This window comes from Pseudomonas sp. ANT_H4 (assembly GCF_008369295.1).
Classification (GTDB): Bacteria; Pseudomonadota; Gammaproteobacteria; order Pseudomonadales; family Pseudomonadaceae; genus Aquipseudomonas.
Window position 1 is genome coordinate 77,955 of record NZ_VOBG01000018.1, and the last position, 26,553, is coordinate 104,507.

Consider the following 26,553-nt stretch of genomic DNA (forward strand, 5'->3'; position numbering starts at 1 on the left):
CGGGGCGTATATTAACCAGCTTCATCCCCGTTTGCAAACATAAAAAACGATAAAAATTAATGGCTTGGTTCTTCGTCCTTCTCTTTCTTGATCCGCAGGTAGATTTCCTCACGGTGGACAGCCACCTCTTTCGGGGCATCAACCCCAATCCGTACTTGATTGCCTTTGACGCCGAGCACGGTCACGGTGATTTCGCCATCACCAATAATCAGGCTTTCTGCGCATCGACGAGTCAGAATCAACATACCTTTCTCCTCACGCATTTCAGTTCAGGGATAACAGTCTGCAAAAAAAGGCATTCGACCTACAACCCAACGGCCATAGCTCTACCCGCCTAAGTATTGTCGAGCACACGCAAAAGAACAGCTCTCCACAGGCACCAGACAGAAAAATGAAAGGCGCGGATCAACCGCGCCCTCCAGTCACACATCACTCGCTCTGTCGGGCCGGAGCGTCCAGCTCAAATGCGGTATGCAGTGCGCGTACAGCCAGTTCCAGGTACTTCTCTTCGATGACCACCGACACTTTGATTTCCGAGGTGGAGATCATCTGGATGTTGATGGTCTCCTTGGCCAGGGCCTCAAACATGCGACTGGCAACTCCGGCATGGGAACGCATGCCCACACCAACGATCGACACCTTGGCAATCTTGGTATCGCCGACCACTTCACGGGCGCCAATCTCGCTCGCCGTTTTCAGCAGGACTTTCTCTGCTGCGTCGTAGTCATTGCGGTGCACGGTGAAGGTGAAGTCGGTGGTGTTATCGTGCGCAACGTTCTGCACGATCATGTCGACTTCAATGTTTGCGCCACTGATCGGCCCGAGAATCTTGAAGGCCACGCCCGGGGTGTCTGGCACGCCACGGATGGTCAGCTTGGCTTCATCGCGGTTAAAAGCGATGCCGGAAATGATCGGCTGTTCCATGGATTCCTCTTCATCAATAGTAATGAGGGTGCCCGGACCCTCCTTGAAGCTGTGCAGTACGCGCAGCGGAACGTTGTACTTGCCGGCGAACTCCACCGCACGGATCTGCAACACCTTGGACCCGAGGCTGGCCATCTCCAGCATCTCTTCGAAGGTGATCTTGTCCAGGCGCTGAGCCACGGGCACAACGCGCGGATCGGTGGTGTAGACGCCGTCCACATCGGTGTAGATCTGGCATTCGTCAGCCTTCAGGGCTGCCGCCAGGGCCACACCGGTGGTGTCGGAACCGCCACGACCGAGGGTGGTGATGTTGCCGTGTTCGTCGACGCCCTGGAAACCAGCGACGACTACCACGCGACCCGCCTTCAGATCACCGCGAATTTTCTGATCATCGATCTGCAATATGCGCGCTTTATTGTGCGCGCTATCCGTGAGGATTCGTACCTGGTTGCCGGTGTACGACACTGCCGGCACGCCACGCTTGATCAGCGCCATGGCCAACAGCGCAATAGTCACTTGCTCACCGGTGGAAACGATCACATCCAGCTCACGGGGAACCGGCTGTTGTTCACCACTGACTTGCTTGGCCAACTCGATCAGACGATTGGTCTCGCCGCTCATGGCCGACAGCACCACCACCAGGTCATCGCCGGCATCGCGGAACTTCTTAACCTTGTCGGCGACCTGCTCGATTCGTTCAACCGAACCTACCGAGGTGCCTCCAAATTTCTGTACGATCAAAGCCATTTCTAAGCCGCCTCAGCCCGTAAAGGGGCGCCTATTAATCAATCAAACTGCGCTGCCCGGGCAGGTGACTAGACCACATACCCAGGCAGCGTCTTAGATACCCGCTTCGACAAACGGTACGGTCAGGGCAAGGGCCGCGTCCAAAGCACCAGCGTCGATACCGCCGCCTTGCGCCATGTCAGGGCGACCACCGCCCTTCCCGCCCACTGCCGCAGCGGCTTGTTTCATCAAATCACCGGCCTTGAGTTGGCCAGTCAGGTCTTTGGTTACACCGGCAACCAGAACGACCTTTTCCTCATGGACACTGCCGAGCAGGATCACTGCGCGACCGAGCTTGTTCTTCAACTGATCCACCAGCGCCAACAGCGCCTTGCCGTCCTGACCGTCCAGGCGCACGGCCAGGACTTTCACGCCTTTGACGTCCAGGGCAGAAGCCGACAGGTCGTCGCCCGCCGCACTGGCGGCCTTGGCCTGCAACTGCTCCAGCTGTTTCTCCAGCAGACGGTTGCGCTCCAGCACTGCAGAGAGCTTGTCGATCAGGTTGTCGCGACTGCCCTTGACCAGGCTGGCCGCTTCCTTGAGTTGTTCTTCGCCAGCATTGAGGTAAGCCAGGGCCGCAGCACCAGTGACCGCCTCAATACGACGCACGCCGGACGCCACACCGCCTTCGCTGATGATTTTCAGCAGGCCAATGTCGCCGGTGCGCTTGGCGTGGATACCGCCGCACAGCTCCACCGAGAAGCTGCCGCCCATGCTCAGCACGCGCACGTTGTCGCCGTACTTCTCGCCGAACAGCGCCATGGCGCCTTTGGCCTTGGCGGTCTCAATGTCGGTTTCTTCGGTTTCAACCGGGGTGTTCTTGCGCACTTCGGCGTTGACGATATCTTCCAGCGTCCTGAGCTGCTCAGGCTTGATCGCTTCAAAGTGGCTAAAGTCAAAACGCAGGCGCTGGCTGTCGACCAACGAGCCTTTCTGCTGTACATGCTCGCCCAGCACTTGGCGCAAGGCCGCGTGCAGCAAGTGAGTGGCCGAGTGGTTCAGCGAGGTGGCGTGACGCACGTCAGCATCGACCTGAGTCTCCACCGGCGCGCCGACGGTCAGGTTGCCCGAGGCCAACACGCCGTGGTGCAGGAACGCGCCGCCGGTCTTGGTGGTGTCGCGCACGTCAAAACGACCGGACGACGCCTTGAGGAAACCGCAGTCGCCAATCTGACCACCGGACTCGGCGTAGAACGGCGTCTGGTCCAGGACCACCACACCTTCGTCGCCTTCGTTCAGGATGTCGACCGACTGCCCTTCTTTATAGAGAGCAATCACTTTGGCCGAGCCGCGGGTGGCGGTGTAACCGGTGAATTCGGTGGCCACGTCAACCTTGACCAAGGTGTTGTAGTCCAGGCCAAAGGAACTGGCGGAACGGGCGCGCACGCGCTGGGCTTCCATCTCCCGCTCAAAACCGGCTTCATCGACGGTCAGCTCGCGCTCGCGGGCAATGTCGGCGGTCAGGTCCATCGGGAAACCGTAGGTATCGTAGAGCTTGAACACCACGTCGCCCGGCACCACGGTGCCTTTGAGCTCAGCCAGATCCTGCTCCAGGATCTTCAGGCCGTGCTCCAGGGTCTTGGAGAACTGCTCTTCTTCAGCCATGAGCACACGCTCGATGTTGGCTTGCTGCTGCTTGAGTTCCGGGAAGGCTTCGCCCATCTCGGCCACCAGCGCGGCAACGATCTTGTAGAAGAAGCTACCGCTGGCGCCCAGCTTGTTACCGTGACGGCAGGCGCGACGGATGATCCGGCGCAGTACATAGCCGCGACCTTCGTTCGACGGCAGCACACCGTCGGCGATCAGGAAGCCGCAAGAACGGATGTGGTCAGACACAACCTTGAGCGAAGACTGGCTGTCGTTGGCGCAGCCAATGGCCGCGGCCGAAGCGCTCAGCAGGTTGGTAAACAGGTCGATTTCGTAGTTGGAGTGAACGTGCTGCATCACCGCACTGATCCGCTCCAGGCCCATGCCGGTGTCGACCGACGGAGCTGGCAGCGGATGCAACACGCCATCGGCGGTGCGGTTGAACTGCATGAACACGTTGTTCCAGATTTCGATGTAACGGTCGCCATCTTCTTGCGGCGAGCCGGGTGGGCCGCCCCAGATGTCGGCGCCGTGATCGTAGAAAATCTCGGTGCAAGGACCGCATGGGCCGGTATCACCCATGGTCCAGAAGTTGTCGGAGGCGTAAGGCGCGCCCTTGTTGTCGCCGATGCGAATCATGCGCTCGGCCGGCACACCGATTTGCTGGGTCCAGATCTCGTAGGCTTCGTCATCGGAGGCGTAGACAGTGACCCAGAGCTTTTCCTTGGGCAGCTTCAGCACGCCGGTCAGGAAGGTCCAGGCAAAGGTAATGGCATCACGCTTGAAATAGTCGCCGAAGCTGAAGTTACCCAGCATCTCGAAAAAAGTGTGATGGCGAGCGGTGTAACCAACGTTCTCCAGGTCACTGTTCTTGCCGCCGGCGCGTACGCACTTCTGGCTGCTGGTGGCGCGGGTGTAGGCGCGCTTTTCCTGGCCTAGGAAGCAGTCCTTGAACTGGTTCATCCCCGCGTTAGTGAACAGCAGGGTGGGGTCATTGCCTGGGATCAAAGAGCTGGAGGCAACACGGGTGTGACCTTGCTCTTCGAAGAAGCGAAGGAAGGCTTCACGGATTTCTGCGCTTTTCATTAGGTTCTTCCACGGAGGCTGCGGCCAAAGGCCAGTGCTAAACGTCATCAGACGGAGCGACGGCAAAGGGCCGCATTATATCGGCCCTTGGCCCGTGGTACAGCGTGTTTATGTGATAGAAACAGTCAATTAGACGGTCTGCACTGTCGTTTCCGGGAAAACTCGGCAAATGTCGCGACCACCTGCTCGATCTGCGCCCGACTGACGTCCAGGTGCGTAACCATACGCAGGCGCGGGGCGGCGCTCAACTTGATACCGCGCGTCGCGGCAAAGGCCTTCAACTCCTCGGCCAGGCTACCCACCTGCACGTAGACCATATTGGTCTGTACTGGCTCTACCTCGTACCCGGCCTGGCGCAACCCATCCGCCAGCCATTGGGCGTTGGCATGGTCTTCGGCCAGGCGCTGGACTTGATGCTCGAGGGCATATAACCCCGCCGCCGCCAACGAACCTGCCTGACGCATGCCGCCACCGACCATTTTTCGCAAACGGCGGGCCTTGGCGATCAGCGCAGTCGAACCACACAACACAGAGCCAATCGGCGCGCCGAGGCCCTTGGACAGGCACACCGATACTGAATCGAAATACTGGGCGATCTCTCGCGCATCGACACCCAGCTTGACCGCCGCGTTGTAGATCCTCGCGCCGTCCAGGTGCAAGGCCAGGTCATGCTCGCGAGTAAACGCCCGCGCAGCAGCCAGGTATTCCATCGGCAATACCTTGCCCTGCATCGTATTTTCCAACGCCAACAGCCGGGTACGCGCGAAGTGGAAGTCATCTGGCTTGATCGCCGCCAACACCTGATCCAGGTCCAGCGAGCCATCGGCCTGGACTTCCAGCGGCTGGGGCTGGATCGAACCCAACACCGCCGCACCGCCACCTTCGTATTTGTAGGTGTGGGCCTGCTGGCCGACGATATATTCCTCGCCCCGCTCACAATGGGCCATCAACGCCAGCAGGTTGCTCATGGTGCCGGTGGGTACGAACAACGCGGCGGCAAACCCCAGGCGCTTGGCCAGTTCGGCTTCCAGGCGATTGACGGTGGGATCTTCACCGTAGACATCATCACCGCTGACAGCGGTAGCCATCGCGTCGAGCATGCCTGGGGTCGGTTGGGTCACGGTGTCGCTGCGCAGGTCAATCACGGTCATGAAACAAGCCTCGGCGAAGGGACAAAAGTCCCGGCTAACGGGTTGGAATTTGTTTTTTGATTACAGGTTACTGCGGGCATGGAGAGTGAATATCAAGCTAACGGGTCATGAAAAATGCCAGACAGCCCCAGCTTTCCGTTCAATACCAAGCAAAAAAGCCAATAGTGAATATCGAAAATGGAGCCATGCAGTTTCCAGAAATATATGGTAAAAACTCACCGCCACCAGCGTTCTGGTGGCAACGTTCTCAGGGCGGGGTGTAACTCCCCACCGGCGGTAATTACGCGTAATGCGTATAGCCCGCGAGCGCTTGGCGCCTCGAACTGCCTAGGCAGGACGGCGACAAGGTCAGCAGACCCGGTGTGATCCCGGGGCCGACGGTCATAGTCCGGATGAAGAGAGAACGGGATTGGCGCCTAAGGGCCGTGCGCAGAACGTCCATGCCTTGCATGCTCATTTTGTCCGTACCCTTAAATCCCATTCGATTCATAACGCCCTGTTTTTTTCATAAACAGGAGTCAGAACATGCAACCCACTGCAATTGACAGCAAAAGCAAAAACCACCACGGCGAGCGTGTCGCGTTTATCCAGGCCTGCTGGCACAAGGATATTGTCGATCAGAGCCGTAAAGGTTTCCTCGCCGAAATGATCGCCCAGGGCTACCAGGAATCAGACATCGACTTCTACGAAGTTGGCGGCGCCTTTGAAATGCCCCTGCACGCCAAGCTACTGGCCAAGTCCGGCCGTTATGCCGGCATTGTCGCGGCTGCCCTGGTGGTGGACGGCGGGATCTATCGTCACGAGTTCGTCGCACAATCAGTGGTCAGCGGCCTGATGCAGGTTCAGCTGGAAACCGAAGTGCCGGTGTTCTCGGTGTCCCTGACCCCGCACCACTTCCACTCGGGTGTTGAACACCACACCTTCTTCTTGGAGCACTTTGTGCACAAGGGCCAGGAAGCGGCGAAGACCTGCGCGGATACGCTGCACAAGATTCGTTTGTTGCGTCGCAATGAACCACGGGCTGTGGCGGTTTAAGCGGATCCGATTGCGATGACTTCCGTAGCAGCTATCGAGCTTTAGCTAGGCTGTGTCGAGAGCGGCTCGGTTTTGGAGCCTGACTTGGTGGCTGTGGCGGGGCCAACGTAGCCTCGCTAAAGCTCGACAACTGCTACGCCAAGGTGCAACAAAAAACCCGGTGTAAAAACCGAGTTTTTTATGCCAGACCGGCATCCGTCGTCGGCACAATCAATATCCCTGCCCGCAAGCCATTCTTCACCTTCGGGTTGGGGAAGATGATCCGTGCGCCCTCCTCCTCGATCACCCAGCGCGTCTTGGCGATGTCCTCGGCCAGCAGGTAGCCCTTTTCCAGTTCCGAGAAGTTTTCTACATCCGCCGGCAGGTGCAGGATGAAGGCATCGCTGTGCTTGATGATTTCCCGGGCGACACTGAACAATTGCAGGCCGTCCAGGCTCTCGGTGGTCGGTTCATTGCCTTCGATGATCTGCTTGAGGCGGACTTCCAGGCGAGACACGTCCACGCCCTGGTTCTGTCCGAACGGCCGAGCCTTGCCCAGTTCCAGAGTGAAAGACTCGGCGCCCAACTGCTCGTAGGTAAAGGCTGTAAAGGTGATCGACGCCTTGTTCTGCAATAGCACCGCCTGCATGCCGGCGGCACGCAGCCGCGCCAGTTCGCGGCGCGAATGCTGACGGCCGTCTTTCCACGGGTACAGGGCGAACTGTTCAATCTTCGACCCACGAATGGCGGTGTGCAGGTCGTAATGCAGCCGGCTGCGTCCGGGCTGGCTGAAGAAGTTTCTAGCCAGTTGCTCCAGCTCGCCTGCGCGCAGGGCTTCGGGCCCGCTGCTGTGTTCGTGACGACCGTTGAACAGCCGGTTGACGTCTTGTTCGAGGTAACGCTCACCCCGACGCATGGCTTCGGGGTTGCCGAACAGGAACAAAATTCGCGCCCGTGGCTTCAAGTCACCCCGGGCAATGTCGTTCAGCAACCGGTCGAGCAATTCGATCGGTGCAGTTTCGTTGCCGTGGATGCCGGATGACAGCAACACATCGCTGCCATTGTCCCGGCCTTCGGGCGGCCGAACTTCCAGCGCGCCCTCACTGAGCCAGCGCAATCGCACGCCGTCGACAGTCGTTTGAGTAATCGAAGCCGGTTCACGTCCGGCGAGGGTCAGTTCAAGCAGTTTGCCGAGGGCGAGCATAGAGCGGCTTCCTTAGTGGTTGCAGCCAGGACCGTGGACGTGGTCTTCGTCGTCGCCGGCGTCGGCTGGTTCCATTTCCAGTTGCAGGCTCATCAGGTTGGTGGCCAGTGGGCGCATCAGCAGGTTGGCGTATTCAGTATCGCCTTCTTCCACGTCAACGCCGATCAGCAGTTGGCCACGGCCGTCGTGCTGAATCCAGACTTCCTTGCCCTGCCAGATTACGGCGACGCGGGTGCAGGAAGTTTCCAGTTGAGTGCCGTCGGTGTCTTCAAGGATCAGCTTGAGGGTGTCGTTCAGGTTGTCGCTTTTGTCGCTCATGGCTTCGTTCTCATCTGGAGTCTTAATTGATCTGGAAAGGATAAACCGAGCCCAGTTTAAGGATTTGCGTCAGTTCGTCCAATGCCGTGCGGCACTCAAGCAGCAATTGCGGATCAGCCAGGTCGGTTTCCCGCAAGGCATCGCGATAGTGCTTGTCGACCCACTGGGTCAGGGTGTCGTACAACGGCGCCGTCATGATAACCCCTGGGTTGACCGCCGCCAGTTCGGTTTCATTCAAGGCCACCCGCAAACGCAGACACGCCGGGCCACCGCCGTTCTGCATGCTCTGCTTGAGGTCGAAGACTTTCACTTCGCGGACCAGGCCACCGGAGCTGATCAGGCCTTGCAGATACTGCCAGACACGTTCGTTGCTGCGGCATTCTTCCGGAACGATCAGCAGCATCGAGCCGTCAGCTCGAGTCAGCAACTGGCTATTGAACAGGTAGGAACGCACCGCGTCTTCGACGCTGACCTGGGCGCGGGGCACGCAAATGGACTGGAAGTTGCCGCCACATTTGCCGAGCTTGCCGTGCAACTCCGCGAGCATCTGTTCAGTATTGAGGAACGCATCCTCGTGATAGAACAGCACCTCGCCGTTACCCACCGCGATCACGTCATTGTGGAACACCCCTGCATCAATCACCGCCGGGTTCTGCTGGGCGAAGACCACGCCGTCATCCCGCAGGCCGTGCAAGCGGGCGACCGCCTGGGAGGCTTCCAGGGTCTGGCGCGCCGGGTACTTTTGCGGCGCCAGGTAGCGGGTGTCGAAGGCACTGCGGCCGAACACAAAAAACTCCACGCCGGCCTGGCCATAGTCACGACAGAAACGAGTGTGGTTGGCCGCGCCTTCGTCTGCGAACTGCGCCACGGCCGGCAACGCGGCGTGGTGGGCAAAGTGCTTCTGGTCAGCAAACATTGCCCCCAGCACTCGGCTGGTGGTCGGGTGTTCGATGCTGCGGTGGTATTTGCAGTTAAGGTTGGCAGCGGTGAAATGCACGCGGCCGTCGGCGGTGTCGGCACTTGGGCTGACGGTTGCGGCGTTGGCCACCCACATGCTCGATGCCGAACAGCTTGCCACCAACAATGGCATGGCTTGCTTGGCCGCTTGCTGGATCACTTGCGCGTCGGTGCCAGCAAAACCGAGGTTGCGCAAGGCGGCCACATCAGGGCGCTCCTGAGGGGCCAGTACGCCTTGGACAAAACCCATCTCCATCAGCGCTTTCATTTTCGCCAGGCCTTGCAGCGCCGCTTCCTTGGGGTTGGAAGACTGCTGGCTATTGCTCTGGGACGCGACGTTGCCGTAGGACAAACCGCCGTAGTTATGGGTCGGCCCCACTAGACCGTCAAAATTGACTTCATAGGATTTCATCGGCGAGGCTCCACGAACATCTGTTTTTATAGGCATCAATAGCAATTACGACAACCGCACACCGGGCGTCAGCGTGGCCGGTAACACCAGGCTCGGGGTCTCAAGCGAGGCCACCGGGTACGCGCAGTAATCCGCCGCGTAATACGCACTGGCGCGATGGTTGCCCGACGCCCCTACCCCACCAAACGGCGCGCTACTCGCAGCGCCGGTCAGTTGTTTATTCCAGTTGACGATCCCGGCACGGCTTTCCAGCCAGAACTGCTGGTAGCGCGCTTCGGAATCCGACAGCAAACCTGCCGCCAACCCATATTGGGTGTTGTTGGCCTCGACAATCGCCGCTTCGAAATCAGCGTAGCGGATTACCTGCAACAGCGGGCCGAACAGTTCTTCGTCAGCACGCTCGGCCACTTGCGTGACATCAATAATGCCCGGCGTCAGTAATGCGGCCTGACTCTCTGGCTGAGTCATTTCCAACAGTGCCACTGCGCCATTAGCCAGCAACAGTTCCTGAGCGTCCATCAAGGCCTTGGCCGCGCCCAGGGAAATCACCGAACCCATGAAAGGCGCCGGCTGCTGGTCGAACGCACCGACTTCGATGGTCGCGCTTACCGACACCAGGCGCGCCAGCAACGCATCGCCCCAGGCACCTTGCGGCACCAACAGGCGACGGGCACAGGTGCAACGCTGGCCGGCAGAGATAAACGCCGACTGGATGATGGTATAGACCGCCGCATCCACGTCAGCCACTTCATCCACCACCAGCGGGTTGTTGCCGCCCATCTCCAGGGCGAGGATCTTGTCCGGGCGCCCGGAGAATTGCTGGTGCAGGTGATTACCGGTACGGCTGGAACCGGTGAAGAACAAACCGTCGATGCCCGGATTGGCCGCCAGGGCGATCCCGGTTTCCCGCGCGCCTTGCAGCAGGTTCAAGACGCCAGCCGGTAGGCCAGCCTCAATCCAGCACTGCACCGTCAGTTCGGCGACTTTCGGCGTCAGTTCGCTGGGTTTGAACAGCACGGTATTGCCCGCCAGCAAGGCTGGCACGATATGACCGTTAGGCAGGTGACCGGGGAAGTTGTAAGGGCCAAACACCGCCACCACACCGTGGGGCTTGTGGCGCAACACAGCAGTGGCATCGCCCAATGGGCCGCTCTTCTCGCCGGTACGCTCACGGTAACTCTGCACCGAGATCGCGATTTTGTTGACCATACTGGTGACTTCCGTCGCCGATTCCCACAGCGGCTTGCCGGTTTCCTCACCGATGCAGCGGGCGAGCTCGTCGGCACGATTTTTCAGGCTTGCGGCGAAGGCTTCGAGCACGCCGAGGCGCTCTTCCAGGGATCGCTTGGCCCATGCAGGGAACGCCTGGCGCGCGGCCTGCACGGCGGACTCGACCTGCTCGGCGGTGGCGCCATTGCCAGCCCATAGCACTTGCTGGGTCACCGGGTTCAGCGACTCAAAGCGCTCACCCTGACCGGCCAGCCAAACACCAGCGATGTATAGCGAATTCATTATTTCAGCTCCCGGGCAGCAGACAACGGTACGGCACGCACTTGATCACCGGCCGTCAGTTGCAGACGCTTGGCGGTCTTTGGATCGACCACCAGGGTGCCCGCCGCCAGCCGTGCCGGTGCAGCGGTGATGCGGCACTCTTCACGTTTACGGTTATGGATCAGAAACGGCGTGGCGTCGTCACCCGGCGTACCGATGGCCAGCACCAGTGCCTCGCTGTCTCGCACCGCACGGATCTTGCTGGTTTCACATTCCACGGCAGGACCTGCATCGAAGATATCGACGTAGCCCTGATAGCTGAAACCTTCGCTCTTGAGCATGCTCAGCGCAGGCTCGGTGTCGGTGTGAACCTTGCCGATCACGTTGCGCGCGTCCTCGGAGAGGAAGCAGGTATACACCGGGAACTTGGGCATCAACTCAGCGATAAACGCCTTATTGCCCACGCCCGTCAGGTAATCGGCCTGGCTGAATTCCATCTTGAAGAAGTGCCTGCCCAGGCTTTCCCAGAACGGCGAACGCCCAGCTTCGTCGGACATGCCGCGCATCTCGGCGATGATCTTGTTGCCAAACAGTTGCGGGAATTCGGCGATAAACAGCATCCGCGCCTTGGCCAACATGCGACCGTTAAGGCCGGTGCGGTAATCGGCCTGGAGGAACAGCGAGCACAACTCGGAGTTGCCGGTCAGGTCGTTGGCCAGGAACAGCGTCGGAATCTCGCGGTAGATGTTCAATTCCTGGGAAGCGCTGACGGTCAGGCCTACACGGAAGTTGTACCAAGGCTCACGCAGGCCAACGGCACCAGCGATGGCGGAAATCCCCACCACCTGGCCTTCGTCGTTTTCGAGAACGAACAGGTAGTCGGCATCACCGCGCCCGGCTTCGCCGCGAAAGGTCTTTTCAGCCCAGCCGACCCGATGGGCCAGGCGCTCTTCGTTGGCCGGCAAAGTGGTGAGGCCGGTGCCGGTGCTGCGCGCCAGATCAATCAGGGCCGGTAAATCGCTGCTGCGTACGGGACGAACGATCATGCTATCTCCTCAAACGGGCCGCTGATTCCAGCCACCCGCGAAACTCGCTGCTGTAAGACTTTAAACCGCAACCAGGCGCACGCTGGCACCTTCGCCGACACCCAGGGCCTCGGCCGTTTCCAGGTCCAGGGTCACTGGCTTACCTGGCGCGTAGTCCAGTTCCAGCAACACTGCGCGGTAATCCTGCAACTGCGCATTGCTGACTAGGTACTGGCGGCCAACACCCTTGACCATCTCACCGATCTTCACCGGCACCACGCGGCTCTGGGCAATCGAGCGAATGCCCGAGACGCGCGCATGCAGGGTCGGCCCGCCGTCGAAGATGTCGATGTAGTGATCGGTTTCAAAACCTTCGCGCATCAAGATGTCGAAGGTGACCTGCGCCCGTGGGTGCACCTGGCCCATGGCTTCCTGGGCTTCGTCCGGCAGCAGCGGTACGTAGATCGGATAGTGCGGCATCAGTTCGGCGAGGAAGGTGCGGCTTTTCAGCCCGCACAGGCGCTCGGCGGTGGCGTAGTTGAGGCCGAAGAAATTGCGACCGATGGCATCCCAGAACGGCGATTCACCGTTCTCATCGCTATAGCCGACAATTTCGGTCACCACCGAATCGGCGAACCGTTCGGGATGGCTGGCGACGAACAATAGGCGACCACGGGAATTGAGTTCCGACCAGGCCGAACCCACCAATTCTGGCACCACGTAGAAACTGGTCAACAGGCTGTTGCCAGTCAGGTCGTGACACTGCGATAGCACATGGATCTTGTTGTGAATCTTCAGCTCGCGGGAGGCGTGAACGAAGGTTTCATTGCGAAAACTGTAGAACGGTTCCGAGTAGCCGGCCGAGGCGACGATGGCGGAGCAGCCCACCAGCTTGCCGGCGACGGTGTCTTCGAGGACGAAGAAGTAGCTTTCCTCGCCGTTGAAACTGACTTCGGCAGCGAAGGACGCTTCGCTTGCGGCGATCTTGTCGCTCAGGCGTTCGACATCATCCGGCAAGGAGGTGACACCAATCGGGCTGTCCGCAGCCAGACGCTGTACCTCGCCCAGATCAGCCATTTGCGCGGGGCGCATCACCAGCATGGTGTCACTCCTTAATTCCAGAAAATACAAAATAGGGGGCTCAAAACCTCTGTAGGAGCGAGCTTGCTCGCGACGGTCTCAAAAACACCACAGGGCATCAGGTACCCCGCGTTATCGTTAACGACCATCGCGAGCAAGCTCGCTCCTACAGGGGATGAATCAGGCTTGCGTCAGGTTTTTCACAGCACGTTCGAAACGGTCCAGGCCTTCCTGGATATCGGCATCTTCCACCACCAGGCTCGGGGCGAAGCGCACCACGTCGGGACCGGCTTGCAGAATCATCAGGCCTTCACGCTCGGCGGCATTGAAGATGTCCTTGGCACGGCCTTTCCAGGCATCGCTCAGCACACAACCGAGCAACAGGCCCAGGCCGCGCACTTGGGTGAAGATGCCGTATTGCTGGCCGATCTTCTCCAGGCGGGAAACGAACAAGTCGTGCTTGGCGTTAACACCGGCCAGCACTTCAGGAGTATTGATCACGTCGATCACTGCTTCCGCCACTGCGCACGCCAGTGGGTTACCGCCGTAAGTGGTGCCGTGGGTGCCAACCACCAGGTGCTTGGCCAAGTCTTCGCGAGTCAGCATGGCTGCGATCGGGAAGCCGCCGCCCAGGCTCTTGGCGCTGGTAAGGATGTCCGGGGTCACGCCGTAATGCTGGTAGGCGAACAGCTCGCCGCTGCGGCCCATGCCAGTCTGCACTTCGTCGAACACCAGCAACGCGTTGTTGGCGTCACACAGGTCGCGGGCGCCTTGCAGGTAAGCCAGTTCAGCCGGCAATACGCCGCCTTCGCCCTGGATCGGCTCCAGCACCACGGCGCAGGTCTTGTCCGAAATGGCGGCTTTCAGGGCCTCCAGATCGTTGAATGGAACGTGGGTGATACCGATGATTTTCGGACCGAAGCCGTCGGAATACTTCGACTGGCCGCCAACGTTAACGGTGAACAGGGTACGACCGTGAAAGCTGTTCAGGGCAGCGATGATTTCGTATTTTTCGGTACCGAAACGGTCGAACGCTACGCGACGGGCTAGCTTGAAGGCGGCCTCGTTGGCTTCGGCGCCGGAGTTGCAGAAGAACACACGCTCGGCAAAGGTGGCGTCGATCAGCTTGCGGGCCAGGCGCAGGGCCGGCTCATTAGTGAAGACGTTGGACACGTGCCACAGCTTGTTGGCCTGTTCGGTCAATGCACCGACCAGCGCCGGGTGGGCATGGCCCAATACGTTGACCGCGATGCCGCCGGCAAAGTCGATCAGCTCTCGGCCCGCCTGGTCCCACACACGGGAACCTGCGCCACGCACGGGGATAAAAGCGGCAGGTGCGTAGTTGGGAACCATGACCTGATCGAAATCGGCACGTTGCACCGGGGCTTGCTCAACGGACATCGGAGTCTCCTGAAGAGGAACGCCTGCCTGAAACTGGCGGGCGATGCAGGGATTGTAAGGACAGTTTTCAGCGCGGCCTTGCCGCCAAGCGACAACTTCTTATAGCGCCAACCCGCGATTTACACGGGTTTACGCCAATGCGACAAATAGCGTCGCAATGGCGCAGTTTAAACCGTGTGTGGGCCTTGTGGGCAGCAACAACGATATTGAGCCCCTGCCCCGCGAGTTGCTGGAAATAGCCACTCAATGACGACTCCAACGTGAGCGGCAATCCGCTGCCAGCACAAAGCCTTGAGCTGTTGCGCGCCCACTACCAGCAAACAGGAGCCAATGGAAGAGTGATCAACCGCGTTCGGACGGTACCGACGACAACTCGAACGGGCTGCTACTGCGCCGATGGTTTCGGTCTTCGCGAGGGGTGGCGCCAAAGAAGTTGCGGTAGGCGCTGGAGAAGTGCGGCCCCGAGGAGAAGCCGCAGGACAAGCCGATCTGGATGATCGACTTGCTGGTTTGCATCAACATTTGCCGGGCCTTGTTCAGGCGCAGCTCCAGGTAATACTGGCTGGGGACGCGGTTGAGATATTGCTTGAAGATCCGTTCCAACTGTCGTCGCGACACGCATACGTGCTGGGCGATTTCGTCGGTGGTCAGCGGCTCTTCGATGTTAGCCTCCATCAACAACACTGCCTGGGTCAGCTTTGGATGGCTGGAACCCAGGCGGTTTTGCAGAGGGATACGTTGGCGCTCGCCGCCTTCGCGGATGCGCTCCACCACCAGTTCTTCCGAGACGGCACCGGCCAGTTCGGCGCCGTGGTCACGGGCCAATACCGCCAACAACAGATCGAGTACCGACATGCCACCACAGGCGGTCAGGCGATCACGGTCCCAGTCAAACAGATGGCTGGTGGCGATAACCTTGGGGAAACGTTCGGCAAAATCGTCCTGCCAGCGCCAATGCACGGCGGCGCGATAACCATCAAGAAGACCAAGCTGGGCCAACGGATAGACGCCCGCTGACAAGCCACCAATCACACACCCGGCGCGAACCAGTTGCTTGAGGGCGCTACTCAGCGGTGAAGCGATAACGATCGGCGGCTCATCGGCCAGCAGGAACAGCTTTTGAAAGCCTTCCAGCTTGCCGGCCCAAGGCTCACCCGGCAATTGCCAAGCGCCGTCGACCGGCGGTTCGGCCTGCAAGAACGACAGCTCGTAAACCACGTCCGGATGCACCCGCTGAGCAACGCGCAAGGCCTCCTCAGCCAGCGCAAGCGTCAGGGCTTTTGTGCTGGGCCAAATCAGGAAACCAATGCGATGGGCGGTCATGGAGTGCTATCCGAAACGAAAAACAGTGTTAAAGGCCGAAAGCGGCAACCACCAACATAGTGCATGTGGCGCGAAGCGCGAAGCATGCCCTAAATGGGTGCACAACGGCAGTCTTGATTACTTCAAGCTGCCGGAAAGAAACTGTTGCAGACGCTCCGATTGCGGATTGACCAGCACTTCGCGCGGGTCGCCACGTTCTTCGACGATACCTTTGTGCAAGAACACCAACTGGTTGGAGACTTCGCGGGCAAAGCCCATTTCGTGGGTCACCACCACCATGGTCCGACCTTCCTGGGCCAGGTCCTTCATCACCTTGAGCACTTCGCCTACCAATTCAGGGTCGAGGGCCGAGGTGGGTTCGTCGAATAGCATCACTTCGGGTTCCATCGCCAGGGCACGGGCAATCGCCACGCGTTGCTGCTCGCCGCCGGACATATGGCCGGGGAAAGCATCCTTGCGATGGCTCACGCCAACCTTGGCCAGGTAATGCTCAGCCTTTTCCCTAGCTTCTTTTTTCGACATGCCGAGAACGTGGACCGGCGCCTCCATGACGTTTTCCATCGCCGTCATGTGGGACCACAGGTTGAAGTGCTGGAACACCATCGACAGTCGCGAACGCATGCGTTGCAGCTGCTTGGGGTCCGCGGCCTTCATCGCGCCGTCCTTATTGGCCACCAGCTTGAGCTCTTCGTTGTTAAGCAGAATCCGGCCAGCGTGGGGTTGCTCCAGCAGGTTGATGCAGCGCAAAAAGGTACTTTTACCCGAGCCACTGGAACCGATGATGCTGATCACATCACCTGCCGAGGCGGCCAGGGACACACCTTTGAGCACTTCATGACTGCCATAGCGTTTATGCAGGTCTTGGACTTCAAGTTTGTACATGCGATCGGTTCTCACAAAAACAGTGGGTCAGTCGTTCAGCAAGGGCCCATGACGCAGCGCTTCGCGCCCCGCCACCTTGGCCAGCCAAAAACCTGCTTGGGCATAACGTAGCCGTTCAACGGCAAACAGCACTCCGGACGTGCCAGCGCAAACAATGCTGACCTGATCGGACAAGGGGTCAATCACTTCAAACAGCGGCTCGCCCGCCTCCACCCAAGTACCCGGCGCAAGCAGGAAGCTGATAACGCCAGCGTGGGGCGCGAAGAGCATTTCGGTGCCTTCAAACGGCATGCCTTCACACGGTTCGTGCTGCGGCGCTGGCCAGTCACCTTTGATCAAGCCTTGCTCGGCGAGAAACGCGAGGATGCCTTCAGCATGGAAGATCGCCTCGTCTCGACCGGTGTCGGACTGGCCGCCCAGCTCCAGGGTCGTGGACATGCACGCCAGGGGAATCTGCGCCTCGGGGAACTGCCGGGATAAACGCAACCACGGCACCGAGCAGGCTTCGTCAAAGGAGTTGCCACCGGAGTCTTCCGCCAGCAATCCGACCTTCACATTCAAATGCGCCGACAACGAACGCCACTGCGGCCAATGCTGCGGCAGCGCGTACATGTGCAACGCAGCTTCGCAATCGCAATGCAGGTCGAGGACCACATCGGCGGTGCAGGCATGACTGAGCAGCAGCCGCTGCATGCCCTGTAACTGGCTGGCAGCCGGCGGCAAAGCGTTGAGCACATCGGTCATGGCCTGGCGGATCAGCCGGACATTCGCGTGAGGGTCATCACCCAGACGACCTTCCAGCAACCGCCCGACCGACTCACTCAACTCGACGAAATCACGGTTGAAATTCTTGCCGGTGCCCGCCTCGAAACGCCCCTGATGACCGCCCTGCAGCAACTGGCCCAACCCCATCGGGTTAGCCACTGGAACCAACTCAATCACCCCGTTAAGGGCGCCTTGTTGTTCCAGTTCGGTCAGGCGCTTTTTCAGCTCCCAGGCGGTACGCATGCCGGGCAATTCATCGGCGTGCAGGCTGGCCTGGATGTAGGCCTTGCGCTCGCCGCTGCCGAAACGGAACACCGTCAGTTGGCGTTCACAACCCAGGTGACCCCAGGGCAACAGATGATCGATACGTTCCATATCAATGCTTCCGTGGAGCCAGGTAGCTGAGCCAGCGGCGCTCGGCCAACTTGAACAGGCGCACCAGGATGAAGGTCAGGCACAGATAGAACACACCAGCGGTAATGTAGGCTTCAAACGGCAAGTAATACTGGGCGTTCACCGTGCGCGCGGCACCGGTGATATCGATCAACGTGACGATGGAGGCCAGGCTGGTGGTCTGCAGCATCATGATTACTTCGTTGCTGTACTGCGGCAGCGCCCGGCGCAAGGCCGACGGCAACAAGATGCGGCGATACAGTTTGTAACGCGACATGCCCATGGCCTTGGCCGCTTCGATCTCGCCATTGGGCGTGGACTTGAGGCTGCCGGCGATGATCTCGGCGGTGTAGGCGCTGGTGTTGATGGCAAAGGCCAGGCAGGCGCAGAAGGTCGCACTGGACAGCAACGGCCAGAGGAAACTTTCGCGCACAGCTTCAAACTGGGCCAGACCGTAGTAGATCAAGAACAGCTGCACCAGCATCGGCGTGCCGCGGATCACATAGGTATAGAGCCAGGCGACGCCATTGATAATCGGCTGCTTGGACACGCGCATCAGGCCCAGGGGCAAGGCAGCGAGCAAACCGAAGAACAGCGAGATGGCCAGCAATTTCAGGGTGGTCAGCAAACCGCCGAGGTACAGCGGCATAGCCTCCCAGATGACGTTGTAGTCGAAGATCATAGATCAGCCGCCCTTACGCCTACCGAGTAGCGCTTCTCAAGATAACGCAGGGCCAGCAACGAGACGCTGGTGATCACCAGGTACATCGCCGCCACTGCGAGGAAGAAGGTAAAAGGTTCGCGGGTGGCATCGGCCGCCTGCTTGGCCTTGAACATCATGTCTTGCAGGCCCACCACGGAAATCAGCGCGGTGGCCTTGGTCAGTACCAGCCAGTTGTTGGTGAAACCGGGGATCGCCAGACGAATCATCTGCGGCACCATCACCCGGAAAAACACCTGAAAACTGCTCATGCCGTAGGCGAGACCGGCTTCGGCCTGGCCCTTGGGGATTGCCATAAAGGCGCCACGGAAAGTCTCCGAGAGGTAGGCGCCAAAGATGAAACCCAGGGTGCCAATACCGGCGACCAAGGGGTTCAAGTCAATATAGTCGTCGTAGCCCAGCAGCGGCGCGACGCGGTTCAACAGGTCCTGACCGCCGTAGAAAATCAGCAGGATCAGCACCAGGTCGGGAATCCCACGGATCACCGTCGAATACAAATCGCCCAGCCAGGCCAACCAACGCACCGGCGACAGGCGTAACGCGACCCCGATCAAACCCAGAACAATGGCCAGGGCCATGGACGACAAGGCGAGCTGAAGCGTCAACCATGCGCCATCGAGGATGACAGCCCCGTAGCCTTTCAACATGATTCAGGTCCTCGAAAAGGGGGGGATGAAAAAATGGCGCAAACTTCAGAGACCCTGTTGCTTGCGCCATTTCAGACAGACCGCTGCGATAAGTTAGTTGGCCGCTTTTGTGTCAGCGCCGTAAATATCGAAGTTGAAGTACTTGTCCTGGATAAGCTTGTATTTGCCGTTGGCGCGGATCGCGTCAATGGCAGCATTGATCCGGTCCAGATTGGCCTTGTCGCCTTTGCGTACTGCAATGCCTACGCCGTCGCCGAAGTATTTGACGTCGGTGAAGGATGGGCCGACAAACGCATAACCTTTACCGGCTGGCGTATCAAGGAAACCTTCCTGCAACAGGGTGGCGTCTGCCACGGTACCGTCAAGGCGACCAGCTTCCACGTCCAGGTAGATTTCGTTCTGCGAGCTGTAAGGAACCACGGTGGCGCCTTTAGGTGCCAAGACTTCCTTGGCGAAACGGTCGTGGATCGAACCGCGCTGCACGCCGATTTTCTTGCCTTTCAACTCATCCAGGCTGTCGCTGACAACGGTACCTTCCTTCAACGCCAGACGCGCTGGGGTCAGGTAGTAGCGGTTAGTGAAGTCCACAGACTTCTTGCGGTCATCAGTGATGGACATGGACGATAGGATCGCGTCGATCTTGCGCACTTTAAGCGCTGGGATCAGGCCGTCGAACTCTTGCTCGACCCACGTGCACTTGACCTTCATCTCTTCGCACAGGGCGTTGCCGATGTCGTAGTCAAAACCAACGATGCTGCCGTCCGGTGCTTTCGAGGCAAACGGAGGGTAAGCCGCTTCGATACCAATCTTCAGGGGTTTTTCATCGGCGGCGAAGGCCTGCATCGACAGGACGGACAGCGCCAGGGCGCCCAACAGCACGAGTTTCTTCATCTTGGGACTCCATCGGTATAGGGCAAAAACAGCAGTATGAGCCATGGCCCACGATGCAACTGAGTGAAACCGAATAGCGGCGCTTCGTCCTACGCAAATTCAACAGCAGCGACGGCGAGCGAGTGATCGGCATTCTAACGACAGGGCGGAAGCCGATATTTCCTCAATGCGACAACAACTTACAGAAGCACCGAGAAAGCGGTTCCAGCGCATTGACAGCCCCTTGATTTTATGCAGGAGCTAAAGATATTAAACCTGTTATCACTGCAAGTTACAGGCCCATTATTCGCAAACCCTTCTAGTCCGGCAAGTCTGGCGTTTAATCTTATTTTCGGGCGTATCTAAAATGGGCGTTTAAGGGGTGCTGGCGTAGCACTTTGCCTCATGTTTGGGCAGCGGGTTACACATTTAGGTGGCTGGGTAACATTCAGAAACCTCCCACCATGAAAACCGATATTTATTTACCTCGCGGCTGGAGTGGTCTGTCAGACAGTCATTGCAGAACTGGCTTTAGCGGTGTTGCTGATGGTCGGCCCCTCACCCTAGCCCTCTCCTCCACCCAATAAAAAGCCCCGCTCTCTTGCATCGAGAGCAGGGCTTTTTACTGGGCTGGTTTACTCAGCCAGTTTGAAGGTAATGAAACTGGCACGACCCTGACGCAGGACGCGCATCGACACCGAACGATTCTTCGGCAATGCCTTGGCGATGTCGGTGAACTCCTTGGTGGAGTTGATCGCCTGATTGTTCAGGTGAGTAATGACATCCCCCGGCTGCAGGCCGATCAACGCCGCAGGGCCGTCCTGAACCTCCTTGATGACCACACCGCTTTTCAAGTCGAAGCTTTTTTTCTGCTCTTCGGTCAGCTCGACCACGGCAATGCCCAGGCGATTGCTACTCCGTTCGGCGCCGGACTTGCTGCCTAGGGCATCAAGCGCCTGGCCTTCTTCCGGGATGGCACCTACGGTCAGCTCGACGTTCTGGCGCTTGCCTTCGCGAATCACTTCCAGCTTGGCCTTGCTACCGGCCTTGAGCGCACCTACCAGGTGCGGCAAGTCAGCAGACATTACGATCGGCTGACCGTTCATGCTCAGAATCACGTCACCCACTTGCAGGCCACCTTTGGCAGCCGGTCCGTCATCCTGGATCTGCGCGACCAAGGCACCGGCCGGCTTGTCCAGGCCGAAGGACTCAGCCAGGTCCTTGTTCACTTCCTGAATCACCACGCCCAACCAGCCACGACTGACCTTGCCACCGTCTTTCAACTGGTTGGAAACGTCCATGGCCACATCGATTGGAATCGCGAACGACACGCCCATGAAACCACCGGAACGGGTGTATATCTGCGAGTTGATACCCACCACTTCGCCCGCTAGGTTGAACAACGGACCGCCGGAGTTGCCCGGGTTGATCGGCACGTCGGTCTGGATGAACGGCACGTAGTTTTCGTTCGGCAGGCTGCGACCGATGGCGCTGATGATGCCCTGGGTCACGGTGTGGTCGAAGCCAAACGGCGAACCGATGGCGACCACCCATTGCCCTGCTTTCAAGTCCTGGGATTTGCCCAGCTTCAGGACCGGCAGGTCCTTGCCTTCAATCTTCAGCAAAGCCACGTCGGAACGTGGATCAGTGCCGACAAGCTTGGCCTTGAGCTCACTGCGATCAGCCAGGCGCACGAGAATTTCGTCGGCATCAGCGATCACATGATTGTTAGTGAGAATGTAGCCATCGGGCGAAATGATGAAGCCCGAACCCAGCGATTGAGCTTCGCGCTGACCGCCACCGCCGCCACGGGGTGACCGTGGCTGGGGCATGCCACGCTCGAAAAACTCCCGCAACATCGGTGGCAGACCTTCAAGGTCTGGCATCTGCTGGTTGGATACTTTGCGGTCCGGTAGCTTCTGGGTGGTGCTGATATTCACAACGGCAGGCGACGCCTGCTCCACCAGTTGGGTGAAGTCAGGCAGCTCGGCCGCTTGCGCGGTAACGGCCTGACCCAGCACCAGCACCGTGGCGACTATGGATAGGTAAGACTTCAAACGTGGTATCGACATACAGCTCCCGTTACGACGAGCAGGGTTGAGCGACAGGGTTCAATAAACGCCGGAGACTGCCACCGGTATTTTTGTTCCGCGAACAAAACAAGGCCAGAGCCGAGAAACTCTGACCTATAAAAAACATAGTAGGATTTTGCAAGTGAAAATACTGTCCAGACATTTCATGTTCTCAACCGCAAGGCAGGCATCGACCGGCTCCTGCACAACAGTGAAACGTCAGGATGAACATAGTATTAACAGCTCATTGCTTGGAGGGTGTCGCGCCACTGCGAACCGACAACGCAATCCTTTCAGCGGTACCAATCGGAATTTCGCCAACAACCGTCGCCATCATCTGGCCTTCGGGCGTATCCAAACGTCGCGACACCGCCACCGTCGGCCCTAACTGCACACGGGTCTCGTTCACAGTTGCGTCATCAAGCGGCTCAAGAAACACCGAAAAGCGTGCGAGCCCGTCCTCGTACATCAGACTGTTGACCACAACGTGGGTCTGCGCGTCTTTGCGGACGCTGCTGCGACTTAACTGGAAGCCCGGCGGCAGCCAATCCAGATGCCAAGCCTGAGCGCCCCCGTCTTGCGGTGTATTATTACTCGCTAGCACTACGGGCTTGCAGTCATTACTGGGCTGCAATTGGCGCTCACCGGGCACATCTGAGGTGTTCAACTGAGTGAATTGGAATCGCTCCAGCAACTGCCCCTTGTCATTAAGCAACAATGACTTCAATGGCAACGCGGTTTCACGATCCAGATGCAACTCGAAGCCATACCGGTACGGGTCACGAGGCGTCAGCGTCACGATCACCGCATTACGGCCAGCCACGCGCGACTTGCCAATAACGGCAAGGTCGTAGAAAGCTTTGAGTTTTGGGGGGTCAAGAGCGCGGGCAGGAGAGCCCGAAGAATCACCGAGACCGGCAACCAGAGTGCCGCTGACGCACTGCGTACGCCCATCGACACGAACAACTTCCTGGGCGGAGCCGTCAAGCTGCAACAGCCGCTCGCGAACCTGACCATTCTGGACACGATGCCAGATGTCATGGGTAGAAAAACTACCGTTACGCTCGTAGATGAAGGTGCCTTGGAAGCTTTGCTGCTGCTCGGCACGCCCAAGACGAGTCAGCCAATCTTGGGCTTCCTCGGCATGGGCGGGTACTGCAGACCAGCCACTGAGCAAAAGCGCAAGGAGCGGTATGGCGCGCATAAGGCTCCTTAACGGTTTAGCGGTTTTCCAGGCTTGCAGCGCGAGCGTATGGCAGTGCACTTTCAGTGCCTTTCAAGGCCGATTCCTGTGCATGTTGGCGCAGGTAGCCTGGAAGACGCTGATCCTGCCAGCCGGACTGCCCCTGAAGCACGCCGTTGGCCATTGGGCCAGTAGCGTCGGAGCTTTCCTTGTAGCCGGCCAGTACGGCTGGACCCTTGACCTGCGGACCGGCCATGATCGGTTGCTGGGTTTGTTGGGCCAACTCGGCACCAGCAATCTCGTCCTGGTTGTACAGGCGCACACCGGCCAATACGGCCACAGTCACCGAAGCAGCAACTGCCAGACGACCCAGGCTACGCCAAGGACCGCGAACAGCTTTTGCCGGAACGGCTTCATCAGCCAGCGCAGCAGAAACGGCCGCAGCAATATCCAGACGAGGGATTAGTAGATCCTTGTGCATCACCGCCCGAGCGACTTGGTAACGAGACCAGGTATCACGGGTTTCGGCGTCATCAAATGCGTTAAGCACTCGACGAAGTTCCAGTTCATCCGCTTCGTTATCCATCACTGCGGACAGCGATTCCTGCAGGGCATCACGACTCATGGCGGTTCCTCTCTTGGCTGTCGCCGCTGTCTCAGTTTTCCTGCAACAACGGCTGCAGGGCTTTATCGATGGCTTCCCGAGCCCGGAAGATCCGGGAGCGTACGGTCCCCACCGGACACTGCATGACGCTCGCAATGTCTTCGTAACTCAGACCATCGAATTCACGTAAAGTTAATGCCGTACGTAAATCTTCTGGCAGTTGCTGAATCGTGCGATGGACGGTTCCTTCGATCTCGTCGCGCAGCAATGCACGCTCCGGCGACTCGAGATCCTTGAGGCCGTGATCACCATCGTAAAATTCTGCATCTTCCGAACTCACATCACTATCTGGCGGGCGGCGACCGCGAGAAACCAGATGGTTCTTCGCCGTGTTAATGGCGATGCGGTAAAGCCACGTGTAAAACGCACTATCACCGCGAAAATTACCGAGTGCACGATATGCCTTGATAAAGGCTTCCTGCGCTACGTCCTGCGCTTCATGGGTGTCGTGCACAAACCGCACGATCAACCCGAGAATTTTATGCTGGTATTTCAGCACTAGCAGATCAAATGCTCGCTTGTCGCCGCGTTGAACGCGCTCGACCAGCTGCTGATCCTCTTCCTGGGTTAGCATGAACACTCCTCGTTGTACTTGGAGGAGACTTGCATAACTGAACGTTCAGGCTTGCAAACATAGACTCGGACTTTTCGCAAAAGTTCTCCCCCTCCAAGCAAGTTTCCGGCGCGCACTGATTTGGCACACACGAAAAACGCAGCGCGGGCAACGCCGGCTGCGCGAATAATCTTGTCGCCGGATTTCTGACGCGCCTCATGTTAGAGGCCGATCAATAATTCCAACGCTTCCCAGCTTTCGGGCAACCTGCTATTGAGTCGGGGCTTATGCAAAAAGTTCCCACACCAATACCCGCAGGCTTGTGAAAGCCGTGCACTTCGTTGACCGTAATCTCACAATGCCACGAATGCCCGGCTATTGTGCCGATCCCCCCCTCTATATACTAGTGGGCCGTGTGACCCTTTGATTCGCCGATCCAGGCGTCCTGTTTGCGCCAACCCTTCGGATCGCTTTTTGCGGAATCCTTCAAATGAGCCAACAGTTTCAACACGATGTCCTGGTGATTGGCAGCGGCGCCGCAGGCTTGAGCCTTGCACTGACCCTGCCGCGCCATCTGCGCATAGCCGTACTGAGCAAGGGCGACCTGGCCAACGGCTCGACGTTCTGGGCCCAGGGAGGTGTCGCCGCGGTGCTGGATGACACCGATACGGTGCAATCCCATGTCGAAGACACTCTTAACGCCGGCGGCGGTCTGTGCAACGAAGACGCAGTGCGCTTCACCGTCGAGCACAGTCGCGAAGCCATCCAGTGGCTGATCGACCAGGGAGTGCCGTTCACCCGCGATGAACAATCCGGCACTGAAGACGGCGGCTTCGAGTTTCACCTGACCCGCGAAGGCGGCCACAGCCATCGGCGCATCATCCACGCTGCCGATGCCACCGGCGCCGCTATTTTCAAGACCTTGCTCGCCCAGGCCCGGCAACGACCGAATATCGAACTGCTGGAGCAACGGGTCGCCGTCGACCTGATCACTGAGAAACGCCTGGGCCTGCCCGGCGAACGCTGTCTCGGCGCCTACGTGCTCAACCGTGGCAGCGGCGAAGTCGATACCTACGGCGCTCGCTTCACCATCCTGGCCTCGGGCGGTGCGGCCAAGGTCTACCTCTATACCAGTAACCCTGATGGCGCCTGCGGTGATGGCATTGCCATGGCCTGGCGTTCGGGCTGCCGGGTAGCGAACCTGGAGTTCAACCAGTTCCACCCCACCTGCCTGTATCACCCACAAGCCAAGAGTTTCCTGATCACCGAAGCCCTGCGGGGCGAGGGCGCGCACCTGAAACTGCCCAACGGCGAACGTTTCATGCAGCGCTTCGACCCTCGAGCCGAACTGGCGCCCCGGGATATCGTGGCCCGCGCCATCGACCACGAAATGAAGCGCCTGGGCATCGACTGCGTCTACCTGGACATCAGCCACAAGCCCGAAGACTTCATCAAGACCCACTTCCCGACGGTCTACGAGCGCTGCCTGCAATTCAACATCGACATCACCAAAGGCCCGATCCCGGTGGTCCCAGCCGCGCACTACACCTGTGGCGGCGTCATGGTCGACCAACAGGGCCGCACCGACGTACCCGGCCTGTACGCCATCGGCGAAACCAGCTTCACCGGCCTGCACGGCGCCAACCGCATGGCCAGCAACTCGCTGCTGGAATGTTTTGTCTACGCACGCTCCGCCGCCGCCGACATCCTCGAACAGTTGCCGCGCATCCCGGTGCCGGCCGCCCTGCCCCGCTGGGACGCCAGCCAGGTCACCGATTCCGACGAAGACGTGATCATCGCTCACAACTGGGACGAGTTGCGGCGCTTCATGTGGGACTACGTGGGTATCGTGCGCACCAACAAGCGCCTGCAGCGGGCGCAGCATCGGGTGCGATTGTTGCTGGATGAGATCGACGAGTTCTACAGCAACTACCGAGTAAGCAGAGACCTGATTGAACTGAGGAACCTTGCCCAGGTAGCGGAACTGATGATCAGGTCTGCCATGGAACGTAAGGAATCTCGGGGCCTGCACTACACGCTGGAC

General features: G+C 59.0%; 23 protein-coding genes and 1 riboswitch. Of the genes, 2 read left to right on the forward strand and 21 right to left on the reverse strand.

Annotation, left to right across the window (positions count from 1 at the left end):
• Window positions 1-56: 56 nt before the first annotated feature.
• The 4 genes from csrA to ltaE all read right to left on the reverse strand — a co-directional run bounded on the left by csrA (window position 57) and on the right by ltaE (window position 5,534).
• Window positions 57-245: a carbon storage regulator CsrA gene (gene csrA, locus FQ182_RS21085; RefSeq protein ID WP_133099245.1), complete on the reverse strand. Its 189-nt coding sequence runs from the start codon at window positions 243-245 to the stop codon at window positions 57-59.
• Between the two features lie 184 nt (window positions 246-429).
• Complete coding sequence (locus tag FQ182_RS21090; RefSeq protein ID WP_149413550.1) at window positions 430-1,671, reverse strand: aspartate kinase; 1,242 nt, start codon at window positions 1,669-1,671, stop codon at window positions 430-432.
• Window positions 1,672-1,764: 93 nt separating this feature from the next.
• Complete coding sequence (alaS, locus tag FQ182_RS21095; protein ID WP_149413551.1) at window positions 1,765-4,383, reverse strand: alanine--tRNA ligase; 2,619 nt, start codon at window positions 4,381-4,383, stop codon at window positions 1,765-1,767.
• A gap of 125 nt (window positions 4,384-4,508) precedes the next feature.
• Complete coding sequence (gene ltaE, locus FQ182_RS21100; protein ID WP_149413552.1) at window positions 4,509-5,534, reverse strand: low-specificity L-threonine aldolase; 1,026 nt, start codon at window positions 5,532-5,534, stop codon at window positions 4,509-4,511.
• Window positions 5,535-5,773: 239 nt separating this feature from the next.
• Window positions 5,774-5,943: riboswitch (FMN riboswitch) on the forward strand.
• Between the two features lie 116 nt (window positions 5,944-6,059).
• Between ltaE and FQ182_RS21105 the strand changes: the two genes are divergently transcribed.
• Window positions 6,060-6,569, forward strand: a complete 510-nt coding sequence (locus FQ182_RS21105; RefSeq protein WP_149413553.1) for a 6,7-dimethyl-8-ribityllumazine synthase — start codon at window positions 6,060-6,062, stop codon at window positions 6,567-6,569.
• 178 nt (window positions 6,570-6,747) lie between these two features.
• Here the strand turns inward: FQ182_RS21105 and astE are convergent, their stop codons facing one another.
• The 17 genes from astE to rpoE all read right to left on the reverse strand — a co-directional run bounded on the left by astE (window position 6,748) and on the right by rpoE (window position 24,530).
• Window positions 6,748-7,752, reverse strand: a complete 1,005-nt coding sequence (gene astE, locus FQ182_RS21110; protein WP_149413554.1) for a succinylglutamate desuccinylase — start codon at window positions 7,750-7,752, stop codon at window positions 6,748-6,750.
• 12 nt (window positions 7,753-7,764) lie between these two features.
• On the reverse strand, window positions 7,765-8,049 hold the full coding sequence (locus FQ182_RS21115) for a topoisomerase II (protein ID WP_149413569.1): 285 nt from the start codon (window positions 8,047-8,049) through the stop codon (window positions 7,765-7,767).
• A 43-nt stretch (window positions 8,050-8,092) separates the two neighbouring features.
• Window positions 8,093-9,439: an N-succinylarginine dihydrolase gene (astB, locus tag FQ182_RS21120; protein WP_149413555.1), complete on the reverse strand. Its 1,347-nt coding sequence runs from the start codon at window positions 9,437-9,439 to the stop codon at window positions 8,093-8,095.
• 45 nt (window positions 9,440-9,484) lie between these two features.
• Entirely contained in the window at window positions 9,485-10,954 is a 1,470-nt protein-coding gene (gene astD, locus FQ182_RS21125; protein ID WP_178114499.1) for a succinylglutamate-semialdehyde dehydrogenase, read from the reverse strand.
• Window positions 10,951-11,976, reverse strand: a complete 1,026-nt coding sequence (gene astA, locus FQ182_RS21130) for an arginine N-succinyltransferase (protein ID WP_149413557.1) — start codon at window positions 11,974-11,976, stop codon at window positions 10,951-10,953. Before astA ends, astD begins: the two co-directional genes overlap by 4 nt.
• Before the next feature lie 60 nt (window positions 11,977-12,036).
• The gene (aruF, locus tag FQ182_RS21135; RefSeq protein WP_149413558.1) at window positions 12,037-13,056 is read right to left on the reverse strand and encodes an arginine/ornithine succinyltransferase subunit alpha; all 1,020 of its coding nucleotides are present in this window, start codon (window positions 13,054-13,056) and stop codon (window positions 12,037-12,039) included.
• Window positions 13,057-13,215: 159 nt separating this feature from the next.
• Window positions 13,216-14,436 (reverse strand): aspartate aminotransferase family protein, encoded by a 1,221-nt coding sequence (locus FQ182_RS21140; RefSeq protein WP_149413559.1) that lies wholly within the window; start codon window positions 14,434-14,436, stop codon window positions 13,216-13,218.
• A gap of 342 nt (window positions 14,437-14,778) precedes the next feature.
• Window positions 14,779-15,759 (reverse strand): GlxA family transcriptional regulator, encoded by a 981-nt coding sequence (locus FQ182_RS21145; protein ID WP_149413560.1) that lies wholly within the window; start codon window positions 15,757-15,759, stop codon window positions 14,779-14,781.
• 117 nt (window positions 15,760-15,876) lie between these two features.
• Window positions 15,877-16,641, reverse strand: coding sequence for an ABC transporter ATP-binding protein (locus FQ182_RS21150; protein ID WP_149413561.1), 765 nt, complete (start codon window positions 16,639-16,641; stop codon window positions 15,877-15,879).
• 27 nt (window positions 16,642-16,668) lie between these two features.
• The gene (locus FQ182_RS21155) at window positions 16,669-17,781 is read right to left on the reverse strand and encodes a succinylglutamate desuccinylase/aspartoacylase family protein (protein WP_149413562.1); all 1,113 of its coding nucleotides are present in this window, start codon (window positions 17,779-17,781) and stop codon (window positions 16,669-16,671) included.
• A 1-nt stretch (window position 17,782) separates the two neighbouring features.
• The gene (locus tag FQ182_RS21160; protein WP_133099259.1) at window positions 17,783-18,481 is read right to left on the reverse strand and encodes an ABC transporter permease; all 699 of its coding nucleotides are present in this window, start codon (window positions 18,479-18,481) and stop codon (window positions 17,783-17,785) included.
• Complete coding sequence (locus tag FQ182_RS21165) at window positions 18,478-19,167, reverse strand: ABC transporter permease (RefSeq protein ID WP_133099260.1); 690 nt, start codon at window positions 19,165-19,167, stop codon at window positions 18,478-18,480. The genes FQ182_RS21160 and FQ182_RS21165 overlap by 4 nt, the downstream gene beginning before the upstream one ends.
• A gap of 93 nt (window positions 19,168-19,260) precedes the next feature.
• Window positions 19,261-20,058, reverse strand: a complete 798-nt coding sequence (locus FQ182_RS21170) for an ABC transporter substrate-binding protein (RefSeq protein ID WP_149413563.1) — start codon at window positions 20,056-20,058, stop codon at window positions 19,261-19,263.
• 614 nt (window positions 20,059-20,672) lie between these two features.
• Window positions 20,673-22,109 (reverse strand): DegQ family serine endoprotease, encoded by a 1,437-nt coding sequence (locus FQ182_RS21175; RefSeq protein ID WP_149413564.1) that lies wholly within the window; start codon window positions 22,107-22,109, stop codon window positions 20,673-20,675.
• 244 nt (window positions 22,110-22,353) lie between these two features.
• Window positions 22,354-23,313, reverse strand: a complete 960-nt coding sequence (locus FQ182_RS21180; RefSeq protein ID WP_149413565.1) for a MucB/RseB C-terminal domain-containing protein — start codon at window positions 23,311-23,313, stop codon at window positions 22,354-22,356.
• Between the two features lie 16 nt (window positions 23,314-23,329).
• Window positions 23,330-23,917 carry a sigma-E factor negative regulatory protein gene (locus tag FQ182_RS21185; protein ID WP_149413566.1) on the reverse strand — a complete coding sequence of 196 codons (588 nt, stop codon included), beginning with the start codon at window positions 23,915-23,917 and terminating at the stop codon, window positions 23,330-23,332.
• A 31-nt stretch (window positions 23,918-23,948) separates the two neighbouring features.
• Window positions 23,949-24,530 carry an RNA polymerase sigma factor RpoE gene (gene rpoE / locus FQ182_RS21190; RefSeq protein WP_133099265.1) on the reverse strand — a complete coding sequence of 194 codons (582 nt, stop codon included), beginning with the start codon at window positions 24,528-24,530 and terminating at the stop codon, window positions 23,949-23,951.
• Window positions 24,531-24,999: 469 nt separating this feature from the next.
• On the opposite strand from rpoE, the gene nadB reads away from it, so the two are divergent.
• A partial coding sequence (nadB, locus tag FQ182_RS21195; protein WP_149413567.1) for an L-aspartate oxidase occupies window positions 25,000-26,553 on the forward strand: 1,554 nt, incomplete at its 3' end.

Coding starts and splice junctions, on each gene's coding strand:
- FQ182_RS21105 (WP_149413553.1), top strand. CDS start 6,060: ATGCAACCCACTGCAATTGACAGCAAAAGCAAAAACCACCACGGCGAG.
- FQ182_RS21140 (WP_149413559.1), bottom strand. CDS start 14,436: ATGTCCGTTGAGCAAGCCCCGGTGCAACGTGCCGATTTCGATCAGGTC.
- alaS (WP_149413551.1), bottom strand. CDS start 4,383: ATGAAAAGCGCAGAAATCCGTGAAGCCTTCCTTCGCTTCTTCGAAGAG.
- astB (WP_149413555.1), bottom strand. CDS start 9,439: ATGAAATCCTATGAAGTCAATTTTGACGGTCTAGTGGGGCCGACCCAT.
- aruF (WP_149413558.1), bottom strand. CDS start 13,056: ATGCTGGTGATGCGCCCCGCGCAAATGGCTGATCTGGGCGAGGTACAG.
- FQ182_RS21170 (WP_149413563.1), bottom strand. CDS start 20,058: ATGAAGAAACTCGTGCTGTTGGGCGCCCTGGCGCTGTCCGTCCTGTCG.
- csrA (WP_133099245.1), bottom strand. CDS start 245: ATGTTGATTCTGACTCGTCGATGCGCAGAAAGCCTGATTATTGGTGAT.
- astE (WP_149413554.1), bottom strand. CDS start 7,752: ATGCTCGCCCTCGGCAAACTGCTTGAACTGACCCTCGCCGGACGTGAA.
- FQ182_RS21165 (WP_133099260.1), bottom strand. CDS start 19,167: ATGTTGAAAGGCTACGGGGCTGTCATCCTCGATGGCGCATGGTTGACG.
- FQ182_RS21160 (WP_133099259.1), bottom strand. CDS start 18,481: ATGATCTTCGACTACAACGTCATCTGGGAGGCTATGCCGCTGTACCTC.
- FQ182_RS21090 (WP_149413550.1), bottom strand. CDS start 1,671: ATGGCTTTGATCGTACAGAAATTTGGAGGCACCTCGGTAGGTTCGGTT.
- FQ182_RS21180 (WP_149413565.1), bottom strand. CDS start 23,313: ATGCGCGCCATACCGCTCCTTGCGCTTTTGCTCAGTGGCTGGTCTGCA.
- ltaE (WP_149413552.1), bottom strand. CDS start 5,534: ATGACCGTGATTGACCTGCGCAGCGACACCGTGACCCAACCGACCCCA.
- FQ182_RS21150 (WP_149413561.1), bottom strand. CDS start 16,641: ATGTACAAACTTGAAGTCCAAGACCTGCATAAACGCTATGGCAGTCAT.
- astA (WP_149413557.1), bottom strand. CDS start 11,976: ATGATCGTTCGTCCCGTACGCAGCAGCGATTTACCGGCCCTGATTGAT.
- FQ182_RS21185 (WP_149413566.1), bottom strand. CDS start 23,917: ATGAGTCGTGATGCCCTGCAGGAATCGCTGTCCGCAGTGATGGATAAC.
- FQ182_RS21155 (WP_149413562.1), bottom strand. CDS start 17,781: ATGGAACGTATCGATCATCTGTTGCCCTGGGGTCACCTGGGTTGTGAA.
- FQ182_RS21175 (WP_149413564.1), bottom strand. CDS start 22,109: ATGTCGATACCACGTTTGAAGTCTTACCTATCCATAGTCGCCACGGTG.
- FQ182_RS21145 (WP_149413560.1), bottom strand. CDS start 15,759: ATGACCGCCCATCGCATTGGTTTCCTGATTTGGCCCAGCACAAAAGCC.
- rpoE (WP_133099265.1), bottom strand. CDS start 24,530: ATGCTAACCCAGGAAGAGGATCAGCAGCTGGTCGAGCGCGTTCAACGC.